14 protein-coding genes are annotated in these 15460 nt (G+C 72.8%); 6 read left to right on the plus strand and 8 right to left on the minus strand.

Features of this window, described 5'->3' with window-relative positions; translation table 11 throughout:
- Positions 1-597, minus strand: a complete 597-nt coding sequence (locus BJZ21_RS05200; RefSeq protein ID WP_179662777.1) for a TetR/AcrR family transcriptional regulator — start codon at positions 595-597, stop codon at positions 1-3.
- 144 nt (positions 598-741) lie between these two features.
- Between BJZ21_RS05200 and secA the strand changes: the two genes are divergently transcribed.
- Positions 742-3564, plus strand: coding sequence for a preprotein translocase subunit SecA (secA, locus tag BJZ21_RS05205; RefSeq protein WP_179662778.1), 2823 nt, complete (start codon positions 742-744; stop codon positions 3562-3564).
- 39 nt (positions 3565-3603) lie between these two features.
- Here the strand turns inward: secA and BJZ21_RS05210 are convergent, their stop codons facing one another.
- Positions 3604-4158 (minus strand): Rv3235 family protein, encoded by a 555-nt coding sequence (locus tag BJZ21_RS05210; protein ID WP_179662779.1) that lies wholly within the window; start codon positions 4156-4158, stop codon positions 3604-3606.
- A gap of 32 nt (positions 4159-4190) precedes the next feature.
- Entirely contained in the window at positions 4191-4895 is a 705-nt protein-coding gene (locus BJZ21_RS05215) for a LysM peptidoglycan-binding domain-containing protein (protein ID WP_179662780.1), read from the minus strand.
- A gap of 107 nt (positions 4896-5002) precedes the next feature.
- On the opposite strand from BJZ21_RS05215, the gene BJZ21_RS05220 reads away from it, so the two are divergent.
- The gene (locus BJZ21_RS05220; RefSeq protein WP_179662781.1) at positions 5003-5536 is read left to right on the plus strand and encodes a hypothetical protein; all 534 of its coding nucleotides are present in this window, start codon (positions 5003-5005) and stop codon (positions 5534-5536) included.
- A gap of 12 nt (positions 5537-5548) precedes the next feature.
- Here the strand turns inward: BJZ21_RS05220 and BJZ21_RS05225 are convergent, their stop codons facing one another.
- From BJZ21_RS05225 to BJZ21_RS05240, 4 genes are read right to left on the minus strand one after another with little or no spacing between them, the layout of a single operon-like run.
- The gene (locus BJZ21_RS05225; protein WP_179662782.1) at positions 5549-5884 is read right to left on the minus strand and encodes a sec-independent translocase; all 336 of its coding nucleotides are present in this window, start codon (positions 5882-5884) and stop codon (positions 5549-5551) included.
- A gap of 3 nt (positions 5885-5887) precedes the next feature.
- Positions 5888-7051 carry an Mrp/NBP35 family ATP-binding protein gene (locus BJZ21_RS05230; protein ID WP_179662783.1) on the minus strand — a complete coding sequence of 388 codons (1164 nt, stop codon included), beginning with the start codon at positions 7049-7051 and terminating at the stop codon, positions 5888-5890.
- 31 nt (positions 7052-7082) lie between these two features.
- Complete coding sequence (locus tag BJZ21_RS05235) at positions 7083-7622, minus strand: DUF1003 domain-containing protein (protein WP_179662784.1); 540 nt, start codon at positions 7620-7622, stop codon at positions 7083-7085.
- Positions 7615-8889, minus strand: a complete 1275-nt coding sequence (locus BJZ21_RS05240) for a magnesium transporter MgtE N-terminal domain-containing protein (protein ID WP_179662785.1) — start codon at positions 8887-8889, stop codon at positions 7615-7617. The genes BJZ21_RS05235 and BJZ21_RS05240 overlap by 8 nt, the downstream gene beginning before the upstream one ends.
- Before the next feature lie 208 nt (positions 8890-9097).
- Here BJZ21_RS05240 and BJZ21_RS05245 point away from each other — a divergent pair, with 208 nt between their 5' ends.
- The gene (locus BJZ21_RS05245) at positions 9098-10189 is read left to right on the plus strand and encodes an endonuclease/exonuclease/phosphatase family protein (protein WP_179662786.1); all 1092 of its coding nucleotides are present in this window, start codon (positions 9098-9100) and stop codon (positions 10187-10189) included.
- Positions 10190-10228: 39 nt separating this feature from the next.
- Here BJZ21_RS05245 and BJZ21_RS05250 read toward each other — a convergent pair whose 3' ends face one another.
- A complete protein-coding gene (locus BJZ21_RS05250; RefSeq protein WP_179662787.1) occupies positions 10229-12118 on the minus strand; it encodes an alkaline phosphatase family protein in 1890 nt (629 codons plus the stop codon).
- Between the two features lie 262 nt (positions 12119-12380).
- On the opposite strand from BJZ21_RS05250, the gene BJZ21_RS05255 reads away from it, so the two are divergent.
- From BJZ21_RS05255 to BJZ21_RS05265, 3 genes are read left to right on the plus strand one after another with little or no spacing between them, the layout of a single operon-like run.
- Positions 12381-13634 carry a phospholipase D-like domain-containing protein gene (locus BJZ21_RS05255; RefSeq protein ID WP_179662788.1) on the plus strand — a complete coding sequence of 418 codons (1254 nt, stop codon included), beginning with the start codon at positions 12381-12383 and terminating at the stop codon, positions 13632-13634.
- Between the two features lie 30 nt (positions 13635-13664).
- Positions 13665-15221 (plus strand): class I SAM-dependent methyltransferase, encoded by a 1557-nt coding sequence (locus tag BJZ21_RS05260; protein ID WP_179662789.1) that lies wholly within the window; start codon positions 13665-13667, stop codon positions 15219-15221.
- A 5-nt stretch (positions 15222-15226) separates the two neighbouring features.
- Positions 15227-15457 carry a DUF6752 domain-containing protein gene (locus tag BJZ21_RS05265; RefSeq protein WP_179665523.1) on the plus strand — a complete coding sequence of 77 codons (231 nt, stop codon included), beginning with the start codon at positions 15227-15229 and terminating at the stop codon, positions 15455-15457.
- Positions 15458-15460: the final 3 nt, after the last annotated feature.

Raw genomic sequence — 15460 nt, forward strand, 5'->3', positions numbered from 1 at the left:
CTAGGGGTGGGCGGGTCCGGCCGTCCCGAGCAGCGAGCGGACCAGGTGGTGGATCCGGTTCTCGGTGAGGTCGCGGCTCAGGCCGCGGTCGCGGCGCAGCAGCTTCCACGTGTAGACGTCGGTGGCGACCACGAGCAGGTCGGTCAGCGCCACCCGGTCGTCGGAGGCGTCGAGGTACGGCGCGAAGACCTCCTCGACCCAGGTGCGATGCAGGCGCCGGCCGTCCGTGGTGACCCTGGCCATCAGCTCCTGGTGCGACTCCTGGGCGAGCATCACCAGCACGCCGTCCCCGCGCTGCTCGTAGTGGTCGACGATCGTGCGCACGGCGGCGTCCACGTCGCCGACCGGGGTCCGCCGCTCCGCCACGACCGCGGCCCGGCCGTGCTCGACGGTGGCCTCGACCAGGCGGGCCCGGCTGCCGAAGTGGCGCAGCACGGTCTGCACGCTGACGCCGGCCCGCGCGGCGACGTCGTCCAGCGAGATGTCGGCGACCAGCCGCTCGTGGTGCAGGGCGACGCTGGCGTCGAGGATCCGCCGACGGGTCCCCTCGACCGACCGGGCCCGGCTGGTCATCGTGTAGCTGCGTGCGCTCGTCATGGTCCCTCCATTGAACGCCGGACCGATATTGGCGTCAATGGCGATCAACGTGAAATCTGGCCCCGACCGCGCGTTCGGTTAGGGTGCGCCCGGTGCGCTGGGTAGAGTGGCGCAGCACTCAACTGATCAGGGAGTAACGCCGTCGTGCCTGCCATTCTTGACAAGATCCTCCGCATCGGCGAGGGCAAGATCCTGCGCCAGCTCGAGGCGATCGCGCAGGCCGTCAACGCCATCGAGGACGACTTCGTGGCGATGAGCGACGACGAGCTGCGCGGCATGACCGCGGAGTTCAAGGAGCGCCTCGCCAACGGCGAGGACCTCGACGACCTGATGCCGGAGGCCTTCGCGACCGTGCGCGAGGCGGCCAAGCGGGTCATCGGCCAGCGCCCCTACGACGTGCAGGTGATGGGTGGCGCCGCGCTGCACCTGGGCAACATCGCCGAGATGAAGACCGGTGAGGGCAAGACGCTGGTGGCGACGATGCCGTCGTACCTCAACGCGCTGGCCGGCAAGGGCGTCCACGTCGTCACGGTCAACGACTACCTGGCCAAGTACCAGTCGGAGATGATGGGCCGCATCCACCACTTCCTGGGCCTGGAGACCGGCGTGATCCTGCCGGAGATGACCCCGGCCGAGCGGCGCGTGGCCTACGGCTGCGACATCACCTACGGCACCAACAACGAGCTCGGCTTCGACTACCTGCGCGACAACATGGCCGGCTCGATCGACGAGTGCGTCCAGCGCGGCCACCACTTCGCGATCGTCGACGAGGTCGACTCGATCCTGATCGACGAGGCCCGCACCCCGCTGATCATCAGTGGCCCCACCCAGGACGAGGTGCGCTGGTACGGCGAGTTCGCGCGGCTCGCCCGCACCCTGGTCAAGGACGTCGACTACGAGGTCGACGAGAAGAAGCGCACGATCTCGGTGCTCGAGCCCGGCATCACCAAGGTCGAGGACCACCTCGGCATCGAGAACCTCTACGAGTCGGCGAACACCCCGCTCATCTCGTTCCTGAACAACTCCATCAAGGCCAAGGAGCTGTTCCGCAACGACAAGGAGTACGTCGTCATGGACGGCGAGGTGCTCATCGTCGACGAGCACACCGGCCGCATGCTCGCCGGCCGCCGCTACAACGACGGCCTGCACCAGGCCATCGAGGCCAAGGAGGGCGTGCAGGTCCGCGAGGAGTACCAGACCCTCGCGACGGTCACCCTGCAGAACTACTTCCGCCTCTACGAGAAGCTCTCCGGCATGACCGGCACGGCCATGACCGAGGCCGCGGAGTTCGACAAGATCTACAAGCTCGGCGTGGTGCCGATCCCGACCAACAAGCCGGTCGCGCGGGTCGACGAGTCCGACCTGGTCTACCGCACCGAGGAGGCGAAGTACCTCGCGGTCGTCGAGGACATCGCCGAGCGGAACGCCAAGGGCCAGCCGGTGCTGGTCGGCACGGTCTCGGTGGAGAAGTCCGAGCACCTCTCCCAGCTGCTGCGCCAGCGCGGGGTGCCGCACACGGTGCTGAACGCCAAGGTGCACGCCGACGAGGCCAAGATCGTCGCGCTCGCCGGCCACAAGGGTGCGGTCACGGTCGCCACGAACATGGCCGGTCGAGGCACCGACATCATGCTCGGTGGCTCGGTGGATTTCCTCGCCGACCAGGAGCTCCGCAAGCAGGGCCTGGAGCCCGCGGGCGAGACCGCCGAGCAGTACGACGCCGCGTGGCCCGCGATGGTCGAGAGGATCAAGGCGCAGGTCGCGGCCGAGCACGACGCGGTCAAGGAGGTCGGCGGGCTCTACGTCGTCGGCACCGAGCGCCACGAGTCCCGGCGCATCGACAACCAGCTGCGTGGTCGCTCCGGCCGCCAGGGCGACCCGGGCGCGTCCCGGTTCTACCTGTCGCTGCAGGACGAGCTGATGCGGCTGTTCAAGTCCGACTGGGTCGACCGGGTGCTCCAGGTGCTGAAGATCCCCGACGACGTCCCGATCGAGAACAAGAGGGTCACGAACGCGATCGCCAACGCCCAGGGCCAGGTGGAGTCGCAGAACTTCGAGTCCCGCAAGAACGTCTTGAAGTACGACGACGTGATGGACCGGCAGCGCAAGGTGATCTACACCGAGCGCCGCCGCGTCCTGGAGGGTGCCGACCTGCGCGAGCAGATCCGGACCTTCGTCGACGACGTCGTCACCGGCTACGTCAACGGCTTCACCCAGGAGTTCGCCGAGGAGTGGGACCTCGAGGCGCTGTGGACCGCGCTGCGCCAGCTCTTCCCGATCTCCCTCGACCCCGAGGTGCTGGTCAAGCAGGCCGGTGGCCGGGCCAACCTGGAGGCCGAGGACCTCGTCGAGGCGATCCGCCAGGACGCCCACGAGGCCTACGACCGGCGTGAGCAGGAGGTCGGCGAGGAGGTCATGCGCGAGCTCGAGCGGCGCGTGATCCTCTCGGTGCTCGACCGCAAGTGGCGCGAGCACCTCTACGAGATGGACTACCTCCGCGAGGGCATCTACCTGCGCGCCTACTCCCAGCGCGACCCGCTCGTGGAGTACCAGCGCGAGGGCTTCGACATGTTCGCCGCGATGATGGACGGCATCAAGGAGGAGGCCGTCGGCTTCCTGTTCAACCTCGAGGTCCAGGTCGAGCCCGAGGTCGAGGTGGAGGGCGAGCCGGTCGAGGAGGAGGTCGTGGAGCCGATGCGCCAGCCGCTGCCGGGTGTCGCCCCCGGCCGCGAGGCGCCGCACATCCACGCCAAGGGGCTCGACCTCCCGCAGCAGCCCGCGAACCTGTCCTACTCCGCGCCCTCCGAGGACGGGGAGGCCGAGGTCCGGGCCGCGGCCGCCGCGAGCGCGGACGACGAGTACGCCGGGATCGGCCGCAACGACAAGTGTCCCTGCGGCTCGGGCAAGAAGTTCAAGCAGTGCCACGGTCGTCCCGGTGGCCCCACCGGGTTGACCGCGCGGGTCTCCTGACCCGACCCCCGACGAGCGGGTCCGCCGGCGCGTCCTCGGTCACGCGAACTCGAGGGCGGTGCACAGCCACCGGTCGCCGCGTCGCTCGAACCGGGCGGCCAGCGCCCGGGAGCGATGGCCGTAGCGCACGTGCACGCTGACCTCGGCGACGTCGGGGGAGACGAAGCTGGTGTGCACGCCGCGCACCTGGGGTCGAACCGGCTGGACCCGCCCCTGGCCGGGCAGGTGGTGGCCGGCGCGGGCCACCAGCTGTGCCCGGCGCTGGAGGTCGGTGTAGACGCGGCGGCTCGACCAGCGCAGCAGCTGGGAGGCGGGGCGGTCCCCGCCGACGATCTCGACGGCGGCCTGGGCGTAGCGGCGCGACCACTGCTCGAGGTCCCGGCGGGCGGCCCGGTCCAGCGTGATGACCTCGCCCGGGGGGCGCCCGTGGCGGTGCGCCCGAGGCGGCGGCTCGTGCCGGGGTTGCAGGTCGAGCGCGAGGGTGCCCTGCACGCTGGCGACGGGGACGGGCGACGGGAACGGCAGCACCTGGTTGCTCCGGGCGCCGGCCGGCTGGTCGGGTTGCGGGCGGGTCTGGCGGTCGGTCGGGGACATGGCTGACTCCTCTCGTGGTGGGCGGGGTCGACTCAGGAGCGCGGGACGCGCAGCCGCTCGCCGGGTCTGATCAGGTCGGGATCGGGCCCGATGACGGCGCGGTTGAGCGCATAGAGGCGCTGCCAGCGCAGCGTCAGCGTGCGGTCGGTGGCGGCTCCGGGCAGCGCCCGGCCGGCGAGCGCCCACAAGGTGTCCCCGGGGCGCACGACCACCGTGCCGGACCGGTGCACCGGGGCGAGTGCCATCGCGGGTCGAGAAGCGGCGGACCGGCGGGGGGCGGCGCCGGTCGCCCGCTCGGGCAGCGGGAGGCCGTCCAGCGAGGCGGCCGCGGTGCCCCGGCCGTGCTCCTGGTGCGAGTGCGGGGCCTGCTGCGCGGGCTGGGCGTGCGCCGGGAGCGCGAGGCCGCCGGCGACGGCGGCGCCACAGGCGACCAGCACCAGGCGGCGCACCGGCGCCGGCAGCCCGCCCGTCCGGGGCCGGCGCTGCCCGCCGGCCGCCGTGGCCGCGAGCAGGACGGTGCCGCACCACAGCCAGGCCGCGACCGCGAGCGAGACCCCGGCGCACAGCCACTCCAGCAGGTCGGCGAAGGGCGCGGTGGCGAGGCGCCCGCCGCGCGCGGCCGCGGCCGCGGCCGCCAGGTCGGGCCCCAGGGCGGCCGCCAGTCCGGCGAGCGCCGCGGTGCCGGCGAGGGCGACCGCCAGGCATCGCCACGGCGAGGCGGTGATCCGTGTGCTCATCGCGAGACCTTTGCGTTTGCTTGCGTTTGCTTCAGTCAACGCGTCTTTACTCGCGGGGTCAACGGTTCGTCCACAGGCCTGCGGTGGCCTGTGGCAGGCTGGCCGCCATGACCTGGGAGGAGGAGCTCTTCGCCCTCCTCGACGACCTGGAGCAGCAGGCCGAGTCGCTCTATGACGCCGACCGGCAGCTCGAGCTGGCCGACCGCAGCCGGGCGGAGTACCACCACGTGACGCTCGCCAGCCGGCTGATGGCCTCGGTGGGCCAGGAGCTGGTCCTCGACCTGCCGGGGATCGGTCCGGTGCCCGGTGTGCTCGAGCGGCTGGCCAGCGGGTGGGGGCTGCTGCGCGGCCAGGGCCAGGACTGGGTGTTCCGCACCGGCGCGGTGCTCCGCGTCCTCGGCGCGTCGCCCCGCTCGGTGCCCGAGGTCGCCTGGTCGCCGGTGGCGAGGCTGGGCCTCGGCTCGGCGTTGCGCCGGCTGGCCGACGCCGGGGAGCGGTGCGTGCTGCACCTGCGGGACGGCGGCCGCCAGGAGGGCGTGCTGCACCGGGTCGGCGCCGACTTCGTCGAGGTCGTCGCGGGGGAGGGGCGCCTCGAGCTGGTGCCCTTCAGTGCGCTGGTGGCGGTGCAGAGCCGCCGTTGACCAACGGGACCGTCAGGTCGCGTCGGCGTCGTACGGCGGCAGCTCGCCGACCTCGAGCGGCCGCAACCCGCGCCGGACCGGCAGCGCCGCCTCGCGGTCGGCCTCCTCCATCGCCTCGGCGATGTGCTTGCGCACGATCGTGCGCGGGTCGAGGTCGCGCAGCTCGAGGTCGGCGTACTCGGGCCCGAGCTCGGAGCGCAGCTCGTCGCGCGCGGAGTTGGCGAGCACCTTGGCCTTGCGCACCAGCTGGGCCGCCTGCCGGGCGAGCTCGGGCAGCTTGTCGGGGCCGAACACCAGCACGGCGACGAACGCGATCACCGCCATCTCCGGCAGTCCGACCCCGAACACGGCTCAGAGCTTGCTGGTCGGGGTGAGCCCGAGCTGCATGCCCGCGAGTCCGCGGCTGCGCCCGGAGAGCACGCCGGCGATCTCGCGCAGCACGGTGGCGGCGGGCGCGGTCGGGTCGGACTCCACGATCGGCTTGCCGATGTCGCCGCCCTCGCGCAGCGAGGTGTCCAGCGGCACCCGGCCGAGCACCGGCACGTCGTAGCCGAAGCGCTGCGACAGCGTGCCCGCCACCCGGTCGCCGCCGCCGCTGCCGAAGACCTCGAGGCGGTGCTCCCTGCCCTCCGCAGTGCAGTGCGGGCAGGGGAGGAAGCTCATGTTCTCGACGACGCCCACGACCCGCTGGTGCATCATCGAGGCCATCGTGCCGGCGCGCTCGGCGACCTCGGCGGCCGCCTCCTGCGGCGTGGTCACGACCACGACCTCCGCGCCGGGAAGGTGCTGGCCGAGCGAGATGGCCACGTCACCGGTGCCGGGCGGGAGGTCGAGCAGCAGCACGTCGAGGTCGCCCCAGTAGACGTCCGCGAGCATCTGCACCAGCGCCCGGTCGAGCATCGGGCCGCGCCAGGCGACGACCTGGTCGCGGCGGGGCTTGAGCATGCCGATGGAGATCACCGAGACGCCGCTGGGCGTCGGGACCGGCATGATCAGGTCGTCGACCTGGGTCGGGCGGGAATCGGCCACGCCGAGCATCGCCGGGACCGAGTGGCCGTAGATGTCGGCGTCGACGAGGCCGACCCGCAGGCCCTGCGCGGCCATCGCCAGCGCGAGGTTCACGGTGACCGAGGACTTGCCGACCCCGCCCTTGCCGCTGGCGATCGCGAAGACCTTCGTCAGGTTCCCCGGCTGGGAGAAGGGGATCTCGCGCTGGGCCTGGCCGCCCCGCAGCGTCTGCTGCAGCTGCGAGCGCTGCTCGGCGGACATCACGCCGAGCCGGAGGTCCACACCGGCCACGCCGGGGACCCGGGTCACGGCCGCGGTGACGTCGCGGTTGATGGTGTCCTTCATCGGGCAGCCGGCGACGGTCAGCAGCACGGTGAGGTGCACGACGCCCGCGTCGTCGACCTCCACGGACTCGACCATGCCGAGGTCGGTGATCGGGCGCTTGATCTCCGGGTCGTTGACGGTCGCCAAGGCGGCGTTGACCTGCTCCAGGGAGGGCGTGCTCATGATTCTCCAGTCTAGGTGGTGAGGGGGCGCCCTACTGCACGGGCCGGGTGGCCGGCTCCGGCTCGTCCTCGCCGGGGCGGTTCAGCTCCTCGAGGTCGGCCAGCAGCGAGCGGAGCTCCGAGCGCAGGAAGTCGCGGGTCGCGACCTCGCCGACCGACATCCGCAGCGAGGCGACCTCGCGGGCCAGGAACTCCATGTCGGCGTGCGCCCGGGCGTCGGCCTGGCGGTCGGACTCGGCGATCACGCGGTCGCGGGCCTCCTGCCGGTTCTGCGCGAGCAGGATCAGCGGCGCGGCGTACGACGCCTGGAGGCTCAGCATCAGCGTGAGGAAGATGAACGGGTAGTCGTCGAAGCGCAGGTCGCGGGGGGCGAGCAGGTTCCAGCCGAGCCAGATGGCCACGAAGGCCGTCATGTAGATCAGGAACCTCGCCGTGCCCATGAAGCGGGCGAACTGCTCGGCGAAGACGCCGAACGCGTCGGCGTTGTACGCCGGGCGCCGGACCAGCGGGCGGCGCCGGGCCTCGCGGGGCGTGTCGAGGCGACCGCCCGCGGTGCGGGTCGAGTCAGCCACGGTTGCCTCCCGGGCGGACGTCGCCGGGACGCAGCGGGGTGTCGCGCCAGTTCTCGGGCAGCATGTGGTCGAGCAGGTCGTCCACGGTCACCGCACCCAGCAGGCGGCCGTTGTCGTCGACCACCGGCGCGGCGACCAGGTTGTAGGTCGCGAGGTGGGCGGCGACCTGCTCGATGCTGGCCTCGGGGCGCAGCGGGTCCATCGTGTCGTCGATCGAGCCCGCCACCAGCGTCGAGGGCGGCTCGCGCAGCAGCCGCTGGATGTGGGCGACGCCGAGGAACCTGCCGGTCGGCGGCTCCAGCGGCTGCCGGCACACGAACACCATGGCCGCCAGGGAGACCGGCAGGTCCGGGTTGCGCACGTGGGCCAGCGCGTCGGCGATGGTGGCGTCGGGGCCGAGGATCACCGGCTCTGGGGTCATCATCGCGCCGGCGGTGTGCTCGGCGTAGGACATCAGCCGCCTGACGTCCTCGGCCTCGTCGGGCTCCATCAGCTGCAGCAGCGTCGCGGCCGTCTCTGGGGGGAGGTCCGCGATCAGGTCGGCCGCGTCGTCGGGGGACATCTCCTCGAGGATGTCGGCGGCGCGCTCGGAGTCGAGGTGCTCGAGGATCTCGACCTGGTCCTCCTCCGGCAGCTCCTCCAGCACGTCGGCGAGCCGCTCGTCGTCGAGGGCGGCCACGACGGCCGTCCGGCGCTCGACGGGCAGGTCGTGGATCATGTTCGCCGCGTCGGCGGGACGCATCTCGTTGAGCGCGGCGATCAGGTGGGTGGCGCCCTGGGTCTCCTCGCGCCGGGTCAGGCCCTCGACGTCGCGCCACTCCGCGACGTGGGTCTGGCCGCGGCGACGCAGTCCTTTGGCGGGCTCCTGGACCGCGACCCGGGACAGCACCCAGTCGCGGTTGCGCGCCTGCTCCATGCCGACGTCGTAGACGGTGCCGGTCACGCCGAGGCTGGGGATGTGCACGGTGCGGTCGAGCATCTGGCCGATCACCAGGGTCTCGGTGGAGCGCTGCTCGAAGCGGCGCATGTTCAACAGGCCGGTCGTGTAGACCTGCCCGCTGTCGATGTTGGTGACCCGGGTCATCGGCACGAAGATCCGGCGCCGGCCGAAGACCTCGGCGACCAGGCCGAGGACCCGCGGCTGGTTGACCTCGGAGCGCACGGCCACCACCAGGTCGCGGACCTTGCCCACCTGGTCGCCCAGGGGGTCGAAGATCGGCAGCCCGACGAGGCGGGCCGCGAAGACGCGGGTGGGGGTCGTGCTCACGGCCCTGACGCTACCGGCCTGCCGCGTGCCGGCGCGCGCAGCATCGCCGGGCGGGGCCGGCGTAACGGCGGGATAGCATGGTGCCGATTCCGCGTGTCCGTCGTGTCGCCCCTCGGAGGTGTCCATGCCCCGCCGTGCCCCCGGGCCGCAACGGCCCGCCAGGCCGGGTCCACGACGACGACGCTGGGAGCCGGCCACCGTCGGCACCGTGGCCCTCGCCGTGCTGCTGCTGGCCCTCTCGGGGGTCTTCCTCGCCTGGGGCCACGTCATGGGCCCGGCCCGGACCTCGGCGGCCGACGTGCCGCCGCCCGGGGGGACCGCCACGTCCACCACCGGGCCCACCACCGGGCCCACCACCACCGCCACCGCGTCCACGGGCGCGTCGGCCACACCGTCCGCGAGCGCGGGGCCGTCCAGCGCGGGGCCGGCCCCGGCGGCGACGACCTCGGCCCCACCGCCGGCCCAGGACGTCGTGGCCCGCACCGAGCCGATCAAGCGCGCGCCGGTCGTGGTGCTGCCCGACCTCGACGTGCTGCCCCCGCTGACGTTCCGGGTCAGCTCCTTCAACATGCTCGGCGCCTCCCACACCGTGCCCGGCGGTGAGCACGCCGACCGCGCCCCCGGTCCGGTCCGCGCCCGGTGGGGCTCCCAGCTGCTGCGTGGCGCCGGGGTGTCGGTGGCCGGGCTGCAGGAGCTCGAGCCCTCGCAGTACGCCGCCTTCCGGGCGGCCACGCCCGGCTGGGACGCCTACCCGGGCTCCCGGCTGGTGCGCAAGTCGACCGCGAACTCGATCGTCTGGGACACCTCGGTGTGGACCCTGGTCGAGGCGCACACGATCGCGATCCCGTACTTCCACGGGCGCTCCACCCCGATGCCCTACCTCGAGCTCAGGGACCGCAGGACCGGGCGGAAGGTGTGGTTCGCCAACTTCCACAACCCCGCCGACGTGCACGGGCCCGCGGCCCGGTTCCGGAGCGTCGCGGTGGCTCGGGAGGTCGCGCTCGCCAACCAGCTGACCGCCTCGGGCACGCCCCTGGTCATGACCGGGGACATGAACGACCGCGAGGCCTACTTCTGCCCGATGACCACCCGGACCGGCATGCATGCGGCGCTGGGCGGGTCGACCGGTCCCAGCTGCGCGCCCCCCGGGGACATGACCGTGGACTGGATCATGGGCTCTCCGGACGTCGCGTTCAGCAACTACCACTCGGTCCGCGGCGGCCTGGTCTACCGCACCAGCGACCACCACTTCCTGTGGACCGACGCCACGGTGGGTGCCTCCGCGGCGTCGGTCCGCTGAGCACCGGCCGGGCCGGTGAGCCTCAGGGGCCGGTGAGCCTCAGGGGGTCGTGGGGTCGGTGACCGGGGCCAGCGCCGTGAGCTCCTGGCCGAGGTCGAACCGGCTCCCGGTCACCGGGGGCAGCCCGAGCAGGTCCAGGGCCAGGTTGGCGACGTCGCCGTTGCGCAGCGGCTGGGTGGCCTCGTCGTAGGCCTGCAGGCGGTGGGTCGCGGCGTACGCCGGGTTGAGCGCGTAGAGGTCCGCGCCCTGCGCGATCCCGGTGCCCCAGACCACCAGCGGGACGGTGTAGTTGGCGCGGCGGGTGGCGTCGCTGCCGTCGTGGCCGCGGCCGCCGTAGTCGGAGGTCAGGATCACCACGGTGTTCTCGGCGAGGTCCGGGTCGGTCCGCACCGCGGTCAGCACCTTGCCGATCATCTTGTCGGTCCGGGGGAGCGACGCGAACCAGCCGGGACGCATCCAGCCCTTCCGGACGCCCTTGCGGGCCGGGCCGGAGAGGTGGGCGAAGCTGAACGCGGCGGGGTCGGTGGTCAGCTGCGCGGTGAGGTCGCGGACCACGGCCACGTCGTCCTTGCCGTTGCTGTAGGTGTCGATCTTGTCCCGGCCGTCGTCGGGGAGGTAGGGGTCGGTCCCGCCGTTGGTCCCGTCCCAGCTGCGGGCGACCACGTCGAGCTCGTCCCGGCTGCCGAACAGGGCGGTGCTGCGGCCGAGGTTGTGGACCAGGTCGAAGACGCTGGAGACGTACCTGCCCCCGTGGGCCGCCCGCACCGTCGACCCGCTGTCCTCGGCGGCGGCGTAGCCGTGGCCGCCGGCCGCCACGTCGACCGGCCGGCCGGTCAGCATGCCGATCACGTTGGGCAGCCGGGTCGTGCTCTCGACCTCGCTGCGCGCGTCGAGCGTCGAGGCGCCCTCGCTCATCATCTGGGCCAGGGCCGGGAGGCGGCCGGCGGCCATCTCCTGGGCCAGGCCCCGGGAGCGCAGGCCCTCCACGTCGAGCACGACCACGTGCTGGACCGGACTGACCACCGGGACCGGCGGGAGGGACGCGGTCGCGTAGACCAGCGGGTGGTCGGTGGTCTTGCGGACCAGCGCGTCCTTCAGCGCGGTGTAGCCGGAGAAGGAGACCTGGGGGCTGCCCATGATCCAGTCGATCTGGGTCGGGCGCGGCACCGTGCAGGTGCCGTCCACGTTGCTGCCGCCGTTGGCCGACTGCAGGGTCGTCGCCGCGGTGATCGGGCAGAAGAACTTCTCCCGGTCGTTCATGTCGCCGGTGAAGAACACCGGGACGTCGGGGGTCTCCTGGTTCAACGCGTTGACGGTGGCGGCCTCGATCCGGACGGCCCGGTTGCGCCACTTCTGCGCGGGGCCCTTCTTGTTGGCGGGGTTGTGGGTGTTGAGGAACCACGCCTGCTGGCCGGTGTGCAGGTTCTGCAGCAGCACCAGCGGCTTGCGGATCGGGTTGCCGTGGAAGTACGGCACCACGACCGTGCGCGACTCCACCAGCGCCCAGTCGGCCTTGCGCCAGGCGATGTTGTTGGCCATCGCGGCGGTGCCCAGCGACCGGCCGGGGAACATCCCCCAGGTGGCCCCGTCGAGCTCCTGGAACTTGCGGTACTGCGGCAGCTGCATCTCCTGGAAGCCCACGACGTCGATCTGGTGCTGGTCGAGCAGGTCGGAGGCCCACACCATCCGTTGGGCGCCGACGGCCCAGCCCTTGCGCTCGCCGCCGGGGCCGGTGTGGCTGGCGCCCAGCAGGTTGAAGGAGCTGACGACGAAGTCGGTGGAGGCCGGCGGCACGTCCGAGGTCCCGGTGGAGGAGGCCTGGCTCGCGGCGGGGAGCAGCGCCCCGCCACCGAGCGCGAGGGCGACCACGGCAGCGGCGGCCGTACGGCGGGGGGTCCGGCGGCTGCCCGGGAAGCGGCTGAGAGTCATGCGAAGGTTCCTGCTCGTCTCGGGATCGGGTCCGGGTCGGGCCCGGAGACACGTCTCCGAGGGTGACCAGCGTGGCCAGTGTTACTGGTGATGCGGCGACCCGCCAGAGGTTCTCACGAACTACCCGCCTGTAATTCACGAGAGGGGCTTGAGTGCCCGGTGGGACCAGTGAAAGTGTCGTGACGAAAGTGACGGACGCCGCGGGGTGACCCGCCGTCGTACGCCGGTCCGTCATCGCAGGCCGTCGATGGGACCCGGGACCGTGAGACTCGCACACGACCACACGCACCTCGACCGTCCGCCCGGCACCCGGCCGGCCCGGCTGCTGCGGCGCCTGGGCCTCGCCCTGGCCGCGGCCCTGGCGCTGTCCTCGGTCCAGGGACTCGCGCCGTCGAGCCGGGCCGACGCGGCCGCCCCCGAGCGGCAGCCCACCGCCAACGTGCACTTCAACAACCCGCTCGGCTCCTCGGCCGAGCAGCGCCGGCTGCTCACCCAGCTGATCCGGGCGGTCGACCGGGCCCCGGCCCGCTCGACCCTGCGGATGGCGGTGTTCTCGTTCGGGGACCCCGAGACCGCCGACGCCGTGATCGCCGCCCACCGCCGCGGGGTGCGGGTGAAGATCGTCTTCGCGGGCAACCACACCTACCCCGCGATGGCGCGGATCATGGACGCGCTCGGCTCGGACACCTCCGCGCGGTCGTTCGCCGTCCAGTGCGACGCGAGCTGCCGGGGCAGCCGCGGCCAGATGCACGCGAAGTACTTCTCCTTCGGGCACACCGGCGAGCGGCGCTGGGTCACGATGGTCGGCTCGGTCAACGTGACCCGCCACAACGCCGAGCAGCAGTGGTCCGACCTCTACACGGTGGCCGACGACCGGAGGTACTACCGGGCCTACCTGCCCTGGTTCAAGCAGCTCAAGGAGGACGTGCCGCTCGACGAGCCCTACGTCCGCCGGTCGGTGCCGGGCAACCAGATCGACTTCACCCCGCTGGCGGTCTCGACCGCGCGCCCCGACCCGGTCCTGCGCGCGCTGGACAACGTCAGGTGCGAGGTGACCAAGGCGGACATCGACCCGGGGGCCAAGCACCCCGACCGGGTCGTGGCGACCCGGCTGCTCATCGGCGCCTACGCGTGGAACGGCGACCGCGGCAAGCAGATCGCCTGGAAGGTCGCCCACATGCAGGCCGCCGGCTGCCGGACCAAGGTGTTCTTCGGCGACGGCATCGGCGGGGCGGTGCGCTCGATCCTCGCCCACCACGGCGTGGCGCTGCGGGAGAGCGCCGACGGCAAGGTCACCACGCACGAGAAGCTGATGATCGTGCACGGGGCCGTGGGCGACCACGCGCGCACCACCTGGGCCTGGACCGGCTCGCACAACTGGAGCAGCCGGGCGCTGCGCCGCGACGACCTGATCGTCCGGATCACCGACGAGCGGGTCGGCCTGCGCTACCGGGCCGGGTTCCTGCGGATGTGGGACCGGGGCAAGGTGGTCGGCGCCGGCTCGGCAGGCGGCTGAGACCGGTCCGCGCTGGGCTAGGATGCCCCGGTGCTGGCCAGTGAGGTCGTCGTCGACGACGAGGGGATCCTGCTCGGCGACCCCGGCCGAGAGGTCGTCATCGACGCCCTGTTCGACGGCCGGCGGATCTGGTCGTTCTGGCTGCCGAGGGACGCCGAGCGGCGGGGGACCGGCTTCCACGTCGCCTGGCCCGAGACGCTGCGGGACTTCCTCAACGGCTGGACCGAGCTGACCCTGACCGAGCACGGCAGCGAGGAGGCGATCTTCGCCGACGAGGTCCACCTCGGCGCCGGCGAGGACCGGATCGCGGTGGCCACCAAGCAGGGCAAGCCGCTGAGCCTCGACAAGTACCTGCGCCGCGTGCAGTCCTTCGACACCCGCAGTGCCGAGCACGTCGGGCCGCTGCTCGACGCGATCGACGACGTGCTCGAGGCCCTGCGCCGGGTGGGCGTGGACGCGTTCCTGGCCTACGGCACGCTGCTGGGCGCGGTCCGGGACGGTCGCCTCATCGGCCACGACAGCGACGCCGACCTGGGATACGTCTCCGTCCACGAGCACCCGGCGGACGTCATGCTGGAGTCCTTCCGCATCCAGCGCCGGCTGGCCGAGGAGGGCTACCCGATCACCCGCTACTCCGGCGCGGCCTTCAAGGTCGACGTGCAGGAGAGCGACGGGACGGTCCGCGGCCTCGACGTGTTCGGCGGGTTCATGCGCGAGGGCCACCTCCACCTGATGGGGGAGATCCGTACGCCGTTCCAGCGCGACTGGGTCTTCCCGCTCGGCACCACCACGCTCGAGGGGCGCGAGTACCCGGCGCCGGCGAATCCCGACCGGCTCCTCGCCGCGACGTACGGCGACTCCTGGCGCACCCCCGACCCGGCCTTCCACTTCGCCACCCCGTCCTCGACCTACCGCCGGCTGAACGGCTGGTTCCGCGGCATCCGCGTGGGCCGCCCCACCTGGGACCGCCTCTACGCGACGCCCGGGAAGCCCCGGGGCAAGGCCTCGCCGTTCGCGCAGTGGGTCTCGGACCGGGAGCGCGCTCCCGGCGCGTTCGTCGACATCGGCTGCGGTCGCGGGCGCGACGTGGCGCTGATGGCCCGCCGCGGCGTGCCCTCGCTCGGCGTCGACGTGCACCCGCGGGCCTTCCGGGCCCAGGCGCGGGCGCTGGACGCGGAGCTGGGGTCCGCGAACCCCGCGAGCTTCTGGACCTGCAACCTCTACGAGCTGCGCCACGTGGCGGTCACCGGCGCCCGCATCGCCCGGATGCCCGGCGACCGGGTGGTCGTCGCGCGCCACGTCGTGGACGTGCTGACGCGCGCCGGCCGCGACCAGCTGTGGCTGCTCGCGAAGATGGCGCTGAAAGACGGCGACGCCGCGGACGGGCGCCTCTACCTGGAGTTCCTGTGCCGCGAGGGCCGGGACGGGTACGCCCAGGAGCGGCACCTCGAGGTCCGGTCGCCGCGCAAGGTCAGGACCGAGCTGGAGGCGCACGGGGCCGAGGTCGTCGAGCAGGAGGTCCTGCCCGTAGGCTCCGGCCCGGACTCGTCCCGGGTCTGTCGGATCGTCGCCCAGTGGAGTCGGTGAGCACCATGCCAAGCAACAGCCTGTTGAACGCGGTCAGGGGCCGGATCGGCTCGTCCTCGGTGGCCGACCTCCGCCGCCGGGTCGAGGAGCTCGAGGCCGAGGTCCAGGAGTGCCGCGCGGTCAACCTGCGGGTCGCGGAGCTGACCGACGTGGTCACCGAGCTGCTGGTGCCGCTCGCCCAGGGTGACGACGAGAAGGTGCAGGCGCTCCTCGAGCGCTACCACGGGAGCCTCTGAACC

Origin of the sequence: Nocardioides panaciterrulae, from assembly GCF_013409645.1 — a bacterium.
GTDB lineage: Bacteria > Actinomycetota > Actinomycetes > Propionibacteriales > Nocardioidaceae > Nocardioides > Nocardioides panaciterrulae.